Source organism: Paenibacillus sp. VTT E-133291, from assembly GCF_002264395.1.
GTDB lineage: Bacteria > Bacillota > Bacilli > Paenibacillales > Paenibacillaceae > Paenibacillus_AQ > Paenibacillus_AQ nitricinens.
The window spans coordinates 260,001-275,250 of the sequence record NZ_NFVA01000001.1 but is presented as its reverse complement, the minus strand read 5'-3'; the positions used below and the strand labels follow the sequence as shown (position 1 = coordinate 275,250).

12 protein-coding genes are annotated in these 15,250 nt (G+C 40.7%); 1 reads left to right on the top strand and 11 read right to left on the bottom strand.

Annotation, left to right across the window (positions count from 1 at the left end; translation table 11 throughout):
* Positions 1 to 134: 134 nt before the first annotated feature.
* The 3 genes from CA598_RS01110 to CA598_RS01100 all read right to left on the bottom strand — a co-directional run bounded on the left by CA598_RS01110 (position 135) and on the right by CA598_RS01100 (position 4,350).
* The gene (locus CA598_RS01110; protein WP_094868986.1) at positions 135 to 650 is read right to left on the bottom strand and encodes a PadR family transcriptional regulator; all 516 of its coding nucleotides are present in this window, start codon (positions 648 to 650) and stop codon (positions 135 to 137) included.
* 38 nt (positions 651 to 688) lie between these two features.
* Positions 689 to 1,537 carry a sialate O-acetylesterase gene (locus CA598_RS01105; RefSeq protein ID WP_094875019.1) on the bottom strand — a complete coding sequence of 283 codons (849 nt, stop codon included), beginning with the start codon at positions 1,535 to 1,537 and terminating at the stop codon, positions 689 to 691.
* Between the two features lie 149 nt (positions 1,538 to 1,686).
* Positions 1,687 to 4,350 carry a glycoside hydrolase family 78 protein gene (locus CA598_RS01100; RefSeq protein ID WP_094875018.1) on the bottom strand — a complete coding sequence of 888 codons (2,664 nt, stop codon included), beginning with the start codon at positions 4,348 to 4,350 and terminating at the stop codon, positions 1,687 to 1,689.
* A gap of 163 nt (positions 4,351 to 4,513) precedes the next feature.
* Here CA598_RS01100 and CA598_RS01095 point away from each other — a divergent pair, with 163 nt between their 5' ends.
* On the top strand, positions 4,514 to 5,392 hold the full coding sequence (locus tag CA598_RS01095) for an AraC family transcriptional regulator (RefSeq protein WP_094875017.1): 879 nt from the start codon (positions 4,514 to 4,516) through the stop codon (positions 5,390 to 5,392).
* A 36-nt stretch (positions 5,393 to 5,428) separates the two neighbouring features.
* Here CA598_RS01095 and CA598_RS01090 read toward each other — a convergent pair whose 3' ends face one another.
* The 8 genes from CA598_RS01090 to CA598_RS01055 form a co-directional block, all read right to left on the bottom strand.
* Positions 5,429 to 6,211: an ABC transporter ATP-binding protein gene (locus CA598_RS01090; RefSeq protein WP_094868990.1), complete on the bottom strand. Its 783-nt coding sequence runs from the start codon at positions 6,209 to 6,211 to the stop codon at positions 5,429 to 5,431.
* Positions 6,212 to 6,249: 38 nt separating this feature from the next.
* Positions 6,250 to 6,936: a FadR/GntR family transcriptional regulator gene (locus CA598_RS01085; RefSeq protein ID WP_094875016.1), complete on the bottom strand. Its 687-nt coding sequence runs from the start codon at positions 6,934 to 6,936 to the stop codon at positions 6,250 to 6,252.
* 165 nt (positions 6,937 to 7,101) lie between these two features.
* Positions 7,102 to 7,479 (bottom strand): VOC family protein, encoded by a 378-nt coding sequence (locus CA598_RS01080; protein ID WP_094868992.1) that lies wholly within the window; start codon positions 7,477 to 7,479, stop codon positions 7,102 to 7,104.
* Between the two features lie 225 nt (positions 7,480 to 7,704).
* Entirely contained in the window at positions 7,705 to 10,317 is a 2,613-nt protein-coding gene (gene ppsA, locus CA598_RS01075; RefSeq protein WP_094875015.1) for a phosphoenolpyruvate synthase, read from the bottom strand.
* 231 nt (positions 10,318 to 10,548) lie between these two features.
* Positions 10,549 to 13,200: an endo-beta-N-acetylglucosaminidase gene (locus CA598_RS01070; RefSeq protein ID WP_094875014.1), complete on the bottom strand. Its 2,652-nt coding sequence runs from the start codon at positions 13,198 to 13,200 to the stop codon at positions 10,549 to 10,551.
* Between the two features lie 293 nt (positions 13,201 to 13,493).
* A complete protein-coding gene (locus CA598_RS01065) occupies positions 13,494 to 13,802 on the bottom strand; it encodes a hypothetical protein (protein WP_094875013.1) in 309 nt (102 codons plus the stop codon).
* A gap of 526 nt (positions 13,803 to 14,328) precedes the next feature.
* Positions 14,329 to 14,808, bottom strand: a complete 480-nt coding sequence (locus CA598_RS01060) for a DUF6530 family protein (protein ID WP_042188373.1) — start codon at positions 14,806 to 14,808, stop codon at positions 14,329 to 14,331.
* A 74-nt stretch (positions 14,809 to 14,882) separates the two neighbouring features.
* On the bottom strand, positions 14,883 to 15,242 hold the full coding sequence (locus CA598_RS01055; protein ID WP_094875012.1) for a GIY-YIG nuclease family protein: 360 nt from the start codon (positions 15,240 to 15,242) through the stop codon (positions 14,883 to 14,885).
* Positions 15,243 to 15,250 lie beyond the last annotated feature (8 nt).

Genomic DNA, 15,250 nt, shown 5'->3' with positions numbered 1-15,250 from the left:
TGTCAAAATGTTTTTTACAGGTACCGTTAGTATGTTGCTGATTGTTACCGGAGCCTTGTCTAAAAAACTTGCAAACAAAATAAAGAACCCACACGGAGCGCGGGTTTCTTATAGGACTATTTAGTGATCAGTTTTCACTTTTTTATATCTTCAAGCAATCCTTCAAACCATTGAACATTTACTATATGGTGGGAAAGTGAATTTTCTAACATTTTTTTAAAATAAGCAGTGATATTTTCATCGTTCTCAAGAGATAGCTGTATTAAAGATATCTTATTCTTAGTTTGTTCAATTTGTATTTCTATTAATTTAGTTAGCTCTTCTTTTTTATATTCATCTGAAAATAACATGGCTACATAAAAAGATAGGTTTATATAGTCTGTCTTAGACCCATATTTGAACATCAACTTTTCAAACTCTTTTTCCCCTAATTCAGTGATGTTATAATTATGCGTCTCTCTGGTGTTGTCTCTTTGGTCAACTTTTACAATATACTTTTTCTCTACTAATTGCCCAAGATTATAATAAAAAGACCCTTTGGTGAAATTCACTATATATTTATAGTGTTTTTCTTCCATTAAGGATAACAATTCATAACCGTGAGCCCCTGGATTTTGTTTTAATAATCCTAAAATTAGCAATATTATCAACTCAGCGCCTCCGTCAAAATGCTACTAGGTATTGTATTTTACTCATTGTTGATTTGTACAAACTGGGCTTGAAATTCATCAAATGATATTTTTCCTAATGCAAAATCCATGCTCAATATATACATTTTTTCCGCTTTAGTGTGTATTCTTGCATTATGGCGACTTAACAACTCATGTTCATTAATTAGCGGCTCAAGTACATGTTGCTTATTAATAAAGGCTTCAAAATATCGCAACCCAAATTTTCTTTGAGATATTGCATCGATATGAATACCATCCGGATTAGAAGTTAAACCTGAAGCTGTAACAAAGTAACAATCATCTTGTTCAAAAGCATATTTTTGTAACTCTTGATTCATCAACTCATATTCAGTACAATGTTTCCCGAACCCTTCTTTGCCTAAAAAATCCCCTAGGCCACCCATTATAAATGGAATATTTGGAGCATCTAACTCTTTTCTAAGCGCCGTAAATATTAAAAGTAATTTCTGATAATAGACTTTGTAGTTGCCATTACTACTATCACTTTCTCCTTGATGCCATAAAACCCCTGATAATTCACTATTTTGCATAGCAAATTTAGTTTCTTGTAATGCATGTTTAAAAAGCGCCCCATCTACAGCCCATTCATCAATGCTGCTCCCACCCTCAGCACAAGGAATTAAGCCAATGATGTCTTCTTCATTTTCACGACACCATGCATCCGCAAATGATCCAGCCAGACTTATTCCTGAAACAGGACGGTCATAATTAATAGGTTCAGCCATCATTTGCCATCTACCATTACGTAGCATTTGGATTCTCTCGTTATAAATTGGGGGTACTTCATGTATAAATCCTCGTCCAGCCATATTTGACTGTCCAATCATTAAAAATGATTTGATCATTATTCTCATCCTCTCTTCAATAGTCTAATTAGACTGTTTATATTATTAGTCTAATTAGACTAAATGTCAACTAACCCCCAATGATATAGAAATCTTCAGCATCAGCTAATGAAGAAGAATCAAGACTAATCCTCTTCCATATACAAACTTTAACTAATAGAAAACGTAAAGTGATAATCCCCGGATCCAACCATTAGTTTTTGCCCTTCTGAAATTTGTTCCACTCTGGATAGACTTATGACTTGTTCTATTGGTGTCCCAGACTCCAAAATACTGTCCTGCTTCATCGTTGGAATAATAATCTCAGCTGTTGTATTGGATGGAATCAGCACATGCATTTCTACTGAATCTTCGTTCTGTTTTTTCCAAGTTACCTTGATCGTTCCATAGACAGATTCAAGCGAAGCATCAACCCATGTCAAATGTTCCCCGATCTGCGGCTGGATCCGTATTTTTTTATAGCCTGGTTCTAATAGTTCGATGCCACCGGCAGTGCGATAGAGCCAATCTCCAATAGCGCCGTAAGCATAATGGTTATAGGAGTTCATATCATCGCTCCAGAACGAACCGTCCTGTTTTATTCCATCCCAATGTTCCCAAATGGTTGTCGCCCCTTGGATTACAGAATATAACCAGGAAGGATACTCTTTCTGCAGTACCAATTGGTAGGCTACATCCGTATAACCGAATCTAGAGAGGACTAGACACAAATAGGGAGTGCCCACAAAGCCGGTCGTTAGGTGCACTCCATTTTCTTCGATGTGGTCGGCTAGCATCTTGGCCGTTCGATGACGATCCTTTTCCTCTAATAAGTCAAACATAAGGGCAATTGTATACGCAGTTTGTGTCGGTGAGGCTACCCGACCATTTGGTGTTACGAACTCTTGACGAAATGCCAGAACAATCTTCTCATGCAATGCTTCATATTTTAAGGCATCTTGGGGTTTTCCAATGACAGCCGCTGTCTTAGCTAGCAATTCCGTTGAATAAGCATAGAACGCGGTAGCGATCAACTCTTTGGGTGTTGCTCCGACGTAGCTGTTTTCTTTTGCATCCAGACCTAACCAATCTCCGAAGTGAAAACCTGTATTCCATAGATTTTCGTCTTCACCTTGCACCCGAATATACTCGACCCATGCTTTCATACTGGGATATTGCGTTTTCAACACACGGCTGTCTCCATAACATTGATAAAGCGTCCAAGGACAAATTACTGCGGCGTCTCCCCAAGCAGCAGAGCCATATCCTGCCGTTGGCACATCGGGAATAACATGAGGAACTCTTCCGTTCTCTTCCTGATCCGCGGCCAAATCCTTTAGCCACTTTTCAAAGAACGGGACGACATTCATGTTGAAGGCAGATGTGCGAATAAAGACTTGAGCATCCCCCGTCCATCCCAATCTTTCGTCCCGTTGAGGGCAATCTGTCGGGATATCTAGAAAATTCCCCTTTTGTCCCCATAAGATGTTGTGCTGAAGCTGATTCAAGAGTTCATCTGAACAGTTGAAATTCCCCGTTTGCTCCAAGTCCGTATGGATGACGCAGCCGATGAATTGTTCCAATAATTGATCTAGCGGTATGCTGCCTGTCACTTTTACATAACGGAATCCTTGGAAGGATAAATACGGTTCAAACGTTTCTACCTCCCCGCCATGGCATATATAAGTAACAGTCTGCTTTGCAGATCGTAAATTTCCGGTGTAGAAGTTCCCTTCGAGGTCCAACACCTCAGCATGTTCTAAAGTGATTATCGTTCCAGCCTCTGCATGAACCGTAAATCTTACCCATCCAACCATATTTTGTCCCATATCCAGCACGTGTTCGCCTTTAGGTGTAGTAATGACTGCGATAGGCTTGATGGTTTCTATAATCCTGGTCGGTTCGTTTTCCTGAGCAATTAATGAAGTGTCTGGACGGTCCTTGAGAATAGTCCTTTCCCACTTTACATCTTCATAACCGGGAGAAGACCAACCTTCTACCTCGAGCCTCGCATCATACGTTTCGCCATGATACAACTCCGACATCAAAAGTGGACCTGTAGAAGTACGCCAGTTGTCATCCGATATAATGATTTGTTCAGAACCATCGGATAAGGTGATGTGTAGCTGGATAAGCACAGCACGATCTTCACCAAAGATGTCTTTCTTCCCTTCCCAAGCTAAATATCCTTTATACCACCCGTTTCCCACTATGCAACCAAGAGCGTTATTACCAGCAGCAACCAAAGAAGTCACGTCATAGGTCTGATACTGAAGCCGTTTATTATAACTGGTCCAACCAGGGTTAAATAACGTATTATCTGCTGGTATACCATTTATATATAGGCGGTACATCCCAAGAGACGTTGCATACACACGCGCTGATACAACATTATCAGGGATTGAAAATTCCGTACGAATATAGTCGCAAGGATCTGCCCCATTCTCTTGTTGACTCGGAGGTGCTGCTATCCATTTTGCCTGCCACTCATCTACCGATAACAATGCCGTTTCCCAATACGCAGGTTTGCTCCATTCCGAAACCATCCCTTGATTGTCCCAAGCTCGAACCCTAAAGTAATACCGTGTGCGTGACTGTAAGGCGGGACCTTCGTATTCAATATGCACATTGCTATCCGACTCTGCCTTTTCAGAATCCCATATGATTTCTGAAAAGAATTTGTGATCATTTGCGACTTGAACTTGAAAGGCAGATTGGATAAATCCCCTTATTTCTGTAATGATCCACCAACTAAGCCGCGGGTATAAATCATCAATTCCCAACGGATTCTTTCTATAGTTCACTTTTAGATTTGAAACTTCAAAATTGGACATTTGTATTTACCTCCCATATTCATACGGCAGCTATTTCTATTGTATGAGTTGAGAGAGAATAGAATTGGGGGTAGTTCAGACATTTTTATAGGTGGATCTAGACATTCATTCATTAGTTTCGTACGATATGTCTAGCCTTAGCAATTTGAAAGGGGCCACGATTATGAGTATCAGACGCAGCACTTTTGTCATGTCTGGAGATAGCTTTTTCGAGCCTGGTGTGCCAATTTATGTGAACAGGGCTTATGAAACGTTCGAATTGAATGCGCATTCCCATGAGTTTATCGAAATTACTTATATCAGTGAAGGAGCAGGGGTTCACTATATTGACGATGAGGTTGTTCCTGTCGAGCACGGTACGTTATTTTATATACCTGTTGGGCGCAGTCATGTATTTCGACCTAAGACCTCGATGAAAACCCGCCCGCTCATCGTTTATAACTGTTTATTTCCAGTAAAGTATTTATCAGAACTTCAGGCTACCTTTCCTCACACCACAGATATTTGTGAATTTTTCACAGACATGCAATTGCAATGGTTCTCTATGAAAGATGTCAATGGCGCATACCATATTATGTTCCGTGAACTGTTTCGTGAATTCTCAGCGAAACCGCCAGGATATCTAGCTGTCCTCGATGCTCTAGTCGTACAAATATTAACAGGCTTGTTTAGACATCGGTTGCAGAATGTTGCGCCAGCAGGGGCTAAGCCGCAATGGATGGCAGTAGATGAAGCGATTGCATTTATAACTTATAACTATGCCAATGGGCTTAAACTTGGCGATCTTGCTAATAAAGCGAACCTTAGTGAACGGCAATTCAGCCGCCTTTTTCAGCATCAGACTGGAATGAACTTTACAGATTATATGCAAAGTATTCGAATAGATGCTGCGTGTCGTATGCTTTCGGGAGGTCATAGAAGTGTAAGTGAAATTGCCTCTGCAGTTGGATATGCTGACCTCAAATTTTTTCACCATATATTTAAGAAAAAGATAGGAATGAGTCCCAAACAATATAGTAATTCTATACGAAGCGAGAAGTAGCTTTTGTTATCGTATAAGATGATCAGGCAGTGTATCCTACTTATCACCGGCAAGTGTAAGCCACTTGCGATTGTGATGCTCCTGAACTTCAACGGGGGTATCAAAGAAATCGCTCAACACATCTGACTGCAAGCAATTGTCTGTCTCATCCCCTTTGTAGATTTCTCCGTTCTTCACCAATAAAGTATGCGTAAAGCATGGTGTTATCTCCTCGATATGATGCGTTACATACAGCAAAGTTGGTCCGCTGGGTTGCTTCGTAATCTTCTCAATCATTTGCAACAGCTGTTCCCGGGCAAAAATATCGAGTCCTGTGCAAGGCTCATCAAGAATTAATAGATCTGGATTGGCCATAAGTGCGCGTGCAATGAGGACTTTCTGACGCTGACCTTGCGACAAGGTATCGTATGTACGAGCAGCTAAGGAAAAGCAGTCTAGAAATTCCATCAACTCCTCGGCTTGCTTTTGATCCTCTTCATTCGTCTTGTCGTATAAACCGATAGTTGCGAATTTTCCGCTGAGGACGATAGTCAGTGCAGTCTGGTGGCCGTATAGCTTCTGTTGCAGCGAGGTGCTGACCCAACCGATTCGTTTCCGTAACTCTCTAAGATCCACATCGCCAAAGCGGTGGTCTAGCACTTCGACTTGCCCAGTCGTCGGCCATATATAGCCGTTCACTACGTTCAGCATCGTCGTCTTGCCTGAACCGTTTAGTCCGACGATACACCAGTGTTGCCCTTGTTTCACTTCCCAATTCATATCGCGTAAGATCATTGTTTTATCACGTTGCCATGATACATTTTTGAGTGATATAATCATGCCCAAATTCCTCCTCTACATGAATGTCTATATTGAACTTAAAGCTCAGAAAGAGTTCCATTTAAAATTTTGAGGGTCGATTGTACTGCTTGATCTGGATCGCCATTTTTAATAGATTCATACACTTGTTCATGGTAATCGGATTGAGGATCATGAGAACTATAATTACGGTTTAATTTGCTCATTGCATCTGACAAAATATGAGTAAACGTTCTATATAAGTCAATGATTACAGCGTTTTTACATGCCATTGCTACAGCCATGTGGAATTCTATATCCGATTTGGCATACAGTTCACGATCATTCTGCTTTAGAGCCATATCTCTTGTATCTAAATGTTTTCGCATGTTGAATAAGTCAGTGTCATCATGACGTAGAGCTGCTAATCTTGCGATTTCTAATTCAATCATTTTTCGAGCTTCGAAGACCTCAATCAATTCTGCACGATGTAAACGATGGGTAAGTGGTTCTTGAATAATAGGACTGGATTTTAAGTAGGTTCCAAAACCCTGTTTTTTCTCTAAGAGACCAGCATGAACTAACACACGCACTGCTTCTCTTATCGTTGATCGCCCTACATTAAATAATTTCATTAATTCAGGTTCTGGAGGTAATTTGTCTCCTGGCAGGATTGTTCCTGTTGAAATTTTTTGTTGTATTTGATTAACAACATCGTCCACTAACTTAGTGGATTGAACAGGTTGGAATGCCCCCTTTTCAAACATCTGATCATCTCCTCTTTTTGCAGAATAACATGATATTCTTTACTTAACAAGTAAGATTTTGAAGTTTATAACGATTATTAGGGTAATGAAAAAGCAGCTAATCATTTTGATTAGCTGCTTAAGTAGCTTATTTAGCTACAGCCTTATTGCATGTTTCACTCTATTTTATTGTCCTTTTTCCATTACAGCAAAGTAGTTATTTTCACCATCTGCGAAATTGAATACTCTTCCACCGGGAATTTCTACAATATCTCCAACCGTAACATTCTTGTCCTTCAACTCTCGATTCAATTGATCAAAATTATCCGAAAAGAACATTAAAGAAGGTGTTCCGAGATTCATTTCAGGATTCATTTGGGCAACCAACTCTTTATTATGAAGAACAATGCTAGTCGCTGCACCTTTCGGAGCAAGCTCGATAAATCTCATAGGGCCATTTGTTTCGTCCAAAATCACCTCAAACCCTAGCTTTTCTGTCCAGAATTCTTTGGATTCCTCTTGGTTATTTACATATAACATAATTTGTCCGATTTTATTAATCATAATTTATACTCTCCTTAGTCGGGAAAATTTATTGCTTGTTAAATATACCTCATTACGAATATTCCCGTCAAGGAATATAAATTGAACTCCCTTTTCAAATACAAGTTGACTTAGTTTCTGGAGATTGTCCATATCCTCATATTATTTACTTTCTTTTCCTACATTAAACCGAATTTCAGATCAGCGAAAGAGAACATCGATAATTATTTTTATTTTTAAATACCTCTACAATATTTCGATATACCCTTCTGTTCCATTCACACGAATTTGTTGCCCGTCTTTTATCAACTTGGTGGCATTTTCCACTCCGACAACTGCTGGCAAGCCATATTCACGAGCGATAACGGCTCCATGGGTCATCAGTCCGCCAACTTCGGTGACCAGGCCTTTAATAGATACAAACAATGAAGTCCAGCCTGGGTCAGTAAAGGCGGTAACTAATATATCGCCATCTTCCAGATCTGCCTCTTCCATGTTTAAGATGACACGTGCTCGTCCCTCTATAACTCCGGTAGAAACAGGGAGACCTATTATTGCTTTGTCTGGCAGATTTTCTTGTTTGTATTTACCTGTAATAATCTCACCATCAGATGTGATTACACGTGGCGGAGTAAGTTTTTCAAAAAAATTGTAATCGTCTTTTCGTTTACTGATGATCTGATCATCCAGTTTATTTGTACGTACGACTTCGTGAAGTTCTTCAAAAGTGAGATAGAATATATCTTCTTTTTCATGAATAACGCTAGTTTGTACGAGTTGTTCGGCTTCTTTCAGTAAAGCTTGCTTATAAATGAAGTAGCGGTTAATCATGCCGTATTTTGGATATTCACGGTAACCGATATAATTCCTGATTAAACTGATAACTCGTTTTGTCTCTTCAGCTTTTAGTTCACCATCCGGTAATTGCTTTAATCGATCTAATAACTCTTGTTCTTTTTCTAAAGCTTCTCGTCGGCCTTGCTCAAATTTCCGTTTGCCAGCATTAGGCTCAAAGTTTTTGATATTACTGAGAATCATAGGTACAAGTGTAATCGGTTTTTCACTCCAGCGCGTCCTCGAAATATCGATTTCACCGGCACATCGCATTCCGAATTTGTTGAGATAAGCATAAATTGCGTCTTGAGTTGCCTGTCCACTATCAAACTTAATCAGTTCATCCAAAAAATTATCATCTTTTACATGTTGTAAATAATTAATTATTTCCGGGTAAGGACGAATTACATCTGCAACATCCAAAAGCGCCAGACCCATTTCCGAGGTAATGTTGTTTGGTACAGACTGAGAAAGCGTGTCTGCTGCGTTTTTTTCACCTAACCACTCGTACATTTTTTCATTGATCCATGACGAAGCGTTCATAGCAGTCATAAAAACCTTTGTACTTTGTGGGTCAGATAAGAACTTCTTTAATTCCTGGAGATCTTCAAGAATAAAATCAAATAGATCTGTCCCTGATTTCGTTCGGATGTTTTGTCTTAATTCTTCTATCGATGTTTGACTGTTCTTAATCAAATCAGAAACGATTGCCGGATCATTTTCGATTAGTGCTTGAAAACCTTCTGATGAACTATCTTTACTGCTATTACCGGGATTCCGTTCTTTTCTATCATCTGGTAACGATTTTATATATTCTCGTTCTATTAGGGTCATAAATGCGTCTTTTATAAGCGGATCGGATTTCCCAAGGGTATTTATGAAATTTTCTCTGCTGACAGGCGAAGCCAGCATATGTGTAACATCAACAAACAACCTTCCACCGGCTTTTCGCATGGGTGCAGGAGTGATTAACAGGTAAAAAGACAATCCTAGTGGTTTCATGGGATCCGTCATCATTTGTTGATGACCGACAGATACGTAAACGTGATTTTCTTGATCATTCACTTCAGGGATCGGAAATAAAGTAGTGATTGGCCGACTCTGAACAATATAAAAAGTATCACGCTCCAAACACCATTCGATATCTTGTGGACAACCAAAATAAGCTTCGATTTCTCTACCTATGCGTGCCAGTTGTAAAATTTGTTGTTCGGTAAGGGTTTGAGCCTTTTGCTGATCGAGATCGATTTTCAGGGTCTCTGTTCCACCTTCTTTTAATCCATAGATAGCCAAATTTTTGGTTGCTATCATCATATCGACGATTTCCTCTTCTTGTACTTTATAGCAATCGGCAGATACCAAGCCAGAGACCAGAGCTTCGCCGAGCCCAAAACTGGCATTAATAGATAGCACCTTTCGATTAGAAGTCATCGGATCCGCTGTGAATAAAATCCCTGAAGCCTGAGGGAAAACCATCTTTTGCACGATAACAGATAAATATACCTGTCTGTGGTTAAATCCATTTTGCATACGGTAGATTACCGCGCGATCCGTAAATAGAGATGCCCAACATTTGCTTATGTGCTGCATGATTGCTTCTCTTCCGATGATATTTAAATAGGTGTCCTGTTGACCAGCAAAAGAGGCATGTGGTAAATCTTCAGCAGTTGCACTAGAACGTACTGCATAAGCCTGTTCTTCACCAAGTTGGGAGAGATAGTGAGTAACTGCTGTCACAACATCGGAAGGAATTTCTACTTCCATAAGGAGTTGTCGAATCTTCCTACTGATTTCACCAATTTGCTCTCGATCGTTTACGTTTAACATGGATAGTTGATCTAATAAAGTATGATACTTTTCGTTCTTTTCGATGGCTTTTTGGTAGCCCACTGTTGTAACACAAAATCCTTCAGGTACTTTTATTCCTTCGATAGTTGATAATCGCCCTAAATTCAACCCTTTTCCGCCCACGAGCAAAAGCTGTGTTGTATCTATTTCCCGAAAACCAAGAATCATTGAACGCATACAATATCTCTCCTAACCATTAAAATGAGAAAAAATTTGACAAGAGTTTAGCTGCATGGTATATTATGAATATAAGATGCGTTATTTATGTCTTTATATTTTTTATAGTTGTGATCCGATTATATCATCGTGTCTTTTTATATGCAATATAAAAGAACCTGAATACTATTCAGGTTCTTTTTTGTGTCTCCCGCTATTATTTGTTATTCAAAAGCCATGGTTCGAATCCAACTACAACCCGTAGACTTCAAACTCATAAATTCGTGCTGCTGTATCGGCTCCTTGGGTGGGCTTAAGAGTTATTAATTTTACATAGCGAGCTTTCACCAAAGCAATCGCGTCTGTCGACTCAGCTGCCGAGTTTCCTTGCACGTTTACAACATCCGTCCAGTTCGTTCCGTCGTTACTCACCTGAATGGTATAGTCGCTTGTATTAAACCCGGACCATTCTCCACCACTCTCAGCATGCTTGACGATAAAAGTGCTGATTTGATGCTCGGCTCCTAGATCGACTTGTAGCCAATGAGGCAGATTCCCAAGTGCACACCATTTGCTATTATCCGTCACTTTACCGTCAACTGCGTTTGGTGCGCCTTCCTTGTCTCCGCATGCATGATCGGCTGTTGCAGGTTTTCCAAGTGCTAAATTCTTCACCGCACCAGCTTCCTTACTCACTGTAATGAGCGCCTTTTTCATAATTGTGTCTTGGCCCGAGCTGTTGGTTGCTGTTAGTGATACGTTATATACACCCTCCTGATTGAACGTTACAACCGGGTTCTTCGATGTGCTGACAGCTGGGCTACCGCTTTCGAAGCTCCATGACCATTCTTCTGTCACTTCGGTCGACAGGTCGGTGAAGTTTACGCTCTCACCTGGAGCTACCAAGGTTCGATCAGCTTTGAACTCTGCAATCGGCTTCGGATAAGCTGGCCAGCTGATCTTCACGCTGGAGGCCTGACCTTGCTCGTATCTTCCATTGATTGCAACGACCTTCAATGCTGTAAGTGTTTCTTTGTCTATTCTTCTCATCTCAGGAACGTAAAACACATGATTTGATGTCGCACCCAATAATACCTCACTGCCATCTGGCAGTACTCTATAGATTTCGTATTGCTTCACCTGCTGATCAAGTGGCTTCCACTCCAATCTAGCATCTCCATAAATTCCATCGCGAAAATCGGATTGAGTAACCTTCAGATCGTGAACCGCCGGTAGCGTTTTAACCGGGTCGTTGGCATTTTGGATGGAGAGCTGGCCAATTTGAATGCTATAATTATTAATCGTATCCTTGGTATCAAAATATAGTGACAATGCTACGATTCGTTTCCCTTTGTATGGGGTCAAATTCAAAGTTTCAGTAGTCCAGCCTGGCGCTGTCTTATCCTTCACGTTTAGAAAGATAAATTGGTCTGGTTGGTCTGCAAAAGCAAGACCTACCTTCAAGCTGGGCTTGTTCAGCGTTTTATAAGTAACCGATAGCTTAGTGCTTGCTTCGATTTTAAGGTCTGTCTTGTAGAGCTTCAGATGCGTTGCATTGTTATGGCTCAGATCACCTGAAACCTTCAGCGAACTGCCGCCGTAATACGCATCGGACCAATCGAGCTCTGGAGTAAGTGAAGTTCCTTTGCTGTCTGCGATCCAGCGCCATGTTGGCAGGATATCCTGCAGGCTCCGGTTATTCCACCCCTTATCTCGTACCTGCTGCCCTCGGACATAATATTTCTGCCCGCTTCCTGTATTGAAATTGGTGATGAAAGGTAGCTTATTTATAGGGGATGATTCTACCACATTGTCCGCGATTCCTTTCCAGGCCTGATCGCTCACGGTGTTACCTGGATTCCCGTTTGGCCCCACCCAGAATTTGTTCTCGCGTGCGAAGAAATCCTCCATGCTTTCTGCGCTGTTGAAAGTCCAGTCTGGACGGTAGATACCAAGGGAAGTGACGGCAGGCTGACCAACCGGAAATAGCAGATTCCAGTTCACATTCGTATCGTAGCCCTTGGCTTCAACATCTATCCCTGCATACAGGTCATACGGACTTCTATCTAAACTTTTGGCCTTATCTGCTGAGCTTTTAAGATCTTTCCACCAGAAGTTCAGGAACATATTGTCTGTTATTTTCTTATTATCGTCTTGCAAGAACATTGCATTCTTATCATTTAGCGCATTTTGCCAACTGATACTGCCCTCCTTGGTCATGGAGTCGTACCATACGATTTGCATAGATGCAGATTTATGCGATTCTAGATAACTTAGGAAAGCTTTCATTTTCTGGGCATCAGCTGGTGTTCCACCCTCTGTCTCCTGGTTAATAAACCAACCGTCAAATCCGTAATACTTCGCAACCTGGATCAGCTTATCTGCGGCAGGAAAGGAACCGTCGCTATTCTGCTGAAGCATTTGCTTCACCCATTCAAATTTCCCTCCATAAACAGTTGGCGGGAAGAACACCGTTCCGACGATCGGTACGCCATTCTTATGTGCTGCGTCGATTGTATCGGCGCTTGGCGGTACGATGATTCCTTCACCGGCAGATCCGCCCCAATAGACCAGCTTGTCAACATATTGCCAATAAGTAAACGTATTAGCTCCAAATTTGTCTGATCCCTGTGATGGCACACCACTTGTTCCTGAGTTCAGTGCTGATAAAGCCATAACTTTCGGCGCTTTTGTCGCATGAGCATTGACTCCATCTGTCACAAAGCGGTCTTGCAGCGGAATTGTACTTCGGTTGAATGCCGCATCCGGGTCGGATGCAGGACTCCACTGAAGCAACTGCTCTGGAAACCAGTAGGATGAATAAGGCTGTTTAGCGAACGCAGTAGTGGATATTGCTACACACATCACAAATAAGAATATAAAACCTGCACCAATCTTTTTCATGCCGTACTCCTCCAATCGATAGTTTTATGATTGCGCTTACATTTTATCAAGTTGGACGAAGCTCTAGATAGTGGATTAATGACAAGTCCAGGTGCAAATATTACAGATTGTAAGTCTGAAGCTTTAGTGCATGCATCCGCTTTGGCTCCATAAATAAAAAAAAACCCCCATTTAAACCAACAGGTGCTCTCAATCTTTTATTATTCTTAGAATCACGATTGGCTTTGTTCAGGGTTTCATGTATGTACTAATAGATTTTTTTCCTAGATACCTACAGTGTTAAGCGTTCAGGTTTAAAAGAAATTGCCGTGTGTTCTGATAAGCTTCGTTCCATCCACCTCTCTCTCCAAGCAAGAGGTGTGGAAGAGATCATGCCAGTTTTCCCAAAACGTCCCTGTTTGATCCTCCGCATTTACGGCAACGACGAAGTCCTTCCAAGATGCATAGGTCCCGTTGCCGTCAACAGCGATCCACCCATAGCCGTTAGTTGACCCAATATCCGCTGCAGCCATTCTTGTCAAAATGTCGATAATTTCAGGCAACTGAAGGGTTTGTTCCTCTGAAGTGCAATCGGTTAGGTTGCGTCCTTCCATTCGTTCCATGATCGATCACTGAATTTCACAACATAGCCCTTTCCTTCGTGGTTGAAAGAAAACACTTTGCTTATGTTGCCACCAGACAGCGGTGTAATCTCAACCGCACCGGGTCCAAGATGATTTCCTAATACATTTTCAATTTCACTTATGGTTAATTCCGGTTTTTCACACGAGTAAATTTCTTAATCTTTGTTTCCAAATACGATCAATTTATGTATATTTTACAAGATGGTATTGATAAACTGGATAGTAAAAATAATTATAATTGAATTATCCGCACAATCCCTTATTGAGCAACGCAATTTTTTAGGACTCCGAACAGAATATAAATTACGTACCCTTATACGAATACTTCCTTAATGGCAAAGAGATGTACTAAAAATGCTTTTGGAACTGATGCTGCTCATTTAAGTGTTACAAAATACTTACCCATAGATATACTCCTGGACGGGGGCCGGAATTGTTTAAAACTATATAAAAAAAGTGGCAGTCACGAAGGCTTATTTGCCTCGATTGACTACCACTTTACTAATTAATATCCCATATCCTTTAATATTTTGGATAATGTGCTCAGACGCTCACCGATCATTTCATCATCATCGCTAAGAGCTTGATTAAACAGCTTAATATCTTCATTAATTCGCTCATTATCTGTACATACCGCTACAGTCATAGCATCCCCTTGCAGGCCAACTCTGTCGATGACGGGCTGCTCCGGGTCATATAAATTCTCATATCGATATGCTTCGCGGAAATGTTCCAACGACCGGCAAATTAGAATGGACAAATCTAGCACGCGATGAAGAGGCAGTTCCTCAGATTGTCTGGACCATTTTTCTCCGGTATATCTCCATACCTTAGCCGAAATATCGACCTTTCCTCTATCATTCCACTGCGCCAATCCCAAGGAAAGACCTTTCGCATCTGTGTTTCCAGCCATTCGGCCGTCAACCTTCTCATAATTCTCCGACACGACAACAGGCTTATGTTTTAAAGTTGTAGGTATTTTCATATTTTTTTCTTCCTTCCAGTTACTATTTTACTAATTTACTAAACGACGGTTTCATTTTATCTTGGATCTCATCGTTAGTCAATTCGCGGTTTGTTATACCCTCTGTCTCCGTAAGGCTGTAATTTCTCTAACCATGGCTTTAAGATTTTCTTCCGTTCCCAGCGAATATCAGTTACCTTATCTATGTCCTTCTGCTCTATTACCTCATAGGTGAACGCATCCGCACCGAATTCGTTCCACTCCTTCTGGAGCTGTGCATTTGCAAATCTCCCTGAATCCAACTGCATTTGCAGGGTAAGCCATTTGTTTTTCAAATTAGGATAGCTGTCGATAAATATTTTGCCGTTGATTTGGTTTTTGATTTGAGCAACACCCATATAAATCTTAATTTGTTTATACTCCTCGATCAGCTCTTTGCGTTTATTCATATCCATATTTTTCT

Excerpts from the sequence above, each read along its gene's own strand:
- CA598_RS01105 (WP_094875019.1), bottom strand. The coding sequence starts at position 1,537 with ATGATCAAATCATTTTTAATGATTGGACAGTCAAATATGGCTGGACGA.
- CA598_RS01100 (WP_094875018.1), bottom strand. The coding sequence starts at position 4,350 with ATGTCCAATTTTGAAGTTTCAAATCTAAAAGTGAACTATAGAAAGAAT.
- CA598_RS01095 (WP_094875017.1), top strand. The coding sequence starts at position 4,514 with ATGAGTATCAGACGCAGCACTTTTGTCATGTCTGGAGATAGCTTTTTC.
- CA598_RS01090 (WP_094868990.1), bottom strand. The coding sequence starts at position 6,211 with ATGATTATATCACTCAAAAATGTATCATGGCAACGTGATAAAACAATG.
- CA598_RS01085 (WP_094875016.1), bottom strand. The coding sequence starts at position 6,936 with ATGTTTGAAAAGGGGGCATTCCAACCTGTTCAATCCACTAAGTTAGTG.
- CA598_RS01080 (WP_094868992.1), bottom strand. The coding sequence starts at position 7,479 with ATGATTAATAAAATCGGACAAATTATGTTATATGTAAATAACCAAGAG.
- ppsA (WP_094875015.1), bottom strand. The coding sequence starts at position 10,317 with ATGCGTTCAATGATTCTTGGTTTTCGGGAAATAGATACAACACAGCTT.
- CA598_RS01070 (WP_094875014.1), bottom strand. The coding sequence starts at position 13,200 with ATGAAAAAGATTGGTGCAGGTTTTATATTCTTATTTGTGATGTGTGTA.
- CA598_RS01065 (WP_094875013.1), bottom strand. The coding sequence starts at position 13,802 with ATGGAACGAATGGAAGGACGCAACCTAACCGATTGCACTTCAGAGGAA.
- CA598_RS01060 (WP_042188373.1), bottom strand. The coding sequence starts at position 14,808 with ATGAAAATACCTACAACTTTAAAACATAAGCCTGTTGTCGTGTCGGAG.
- CA598_RS01055 (WP_094875012.1), bottom strand. The coding sequence starts at position 15,242 with ATGGATATGAATAAACGCAAAGAGCTGATCGAGGAGTATAAACAAATT.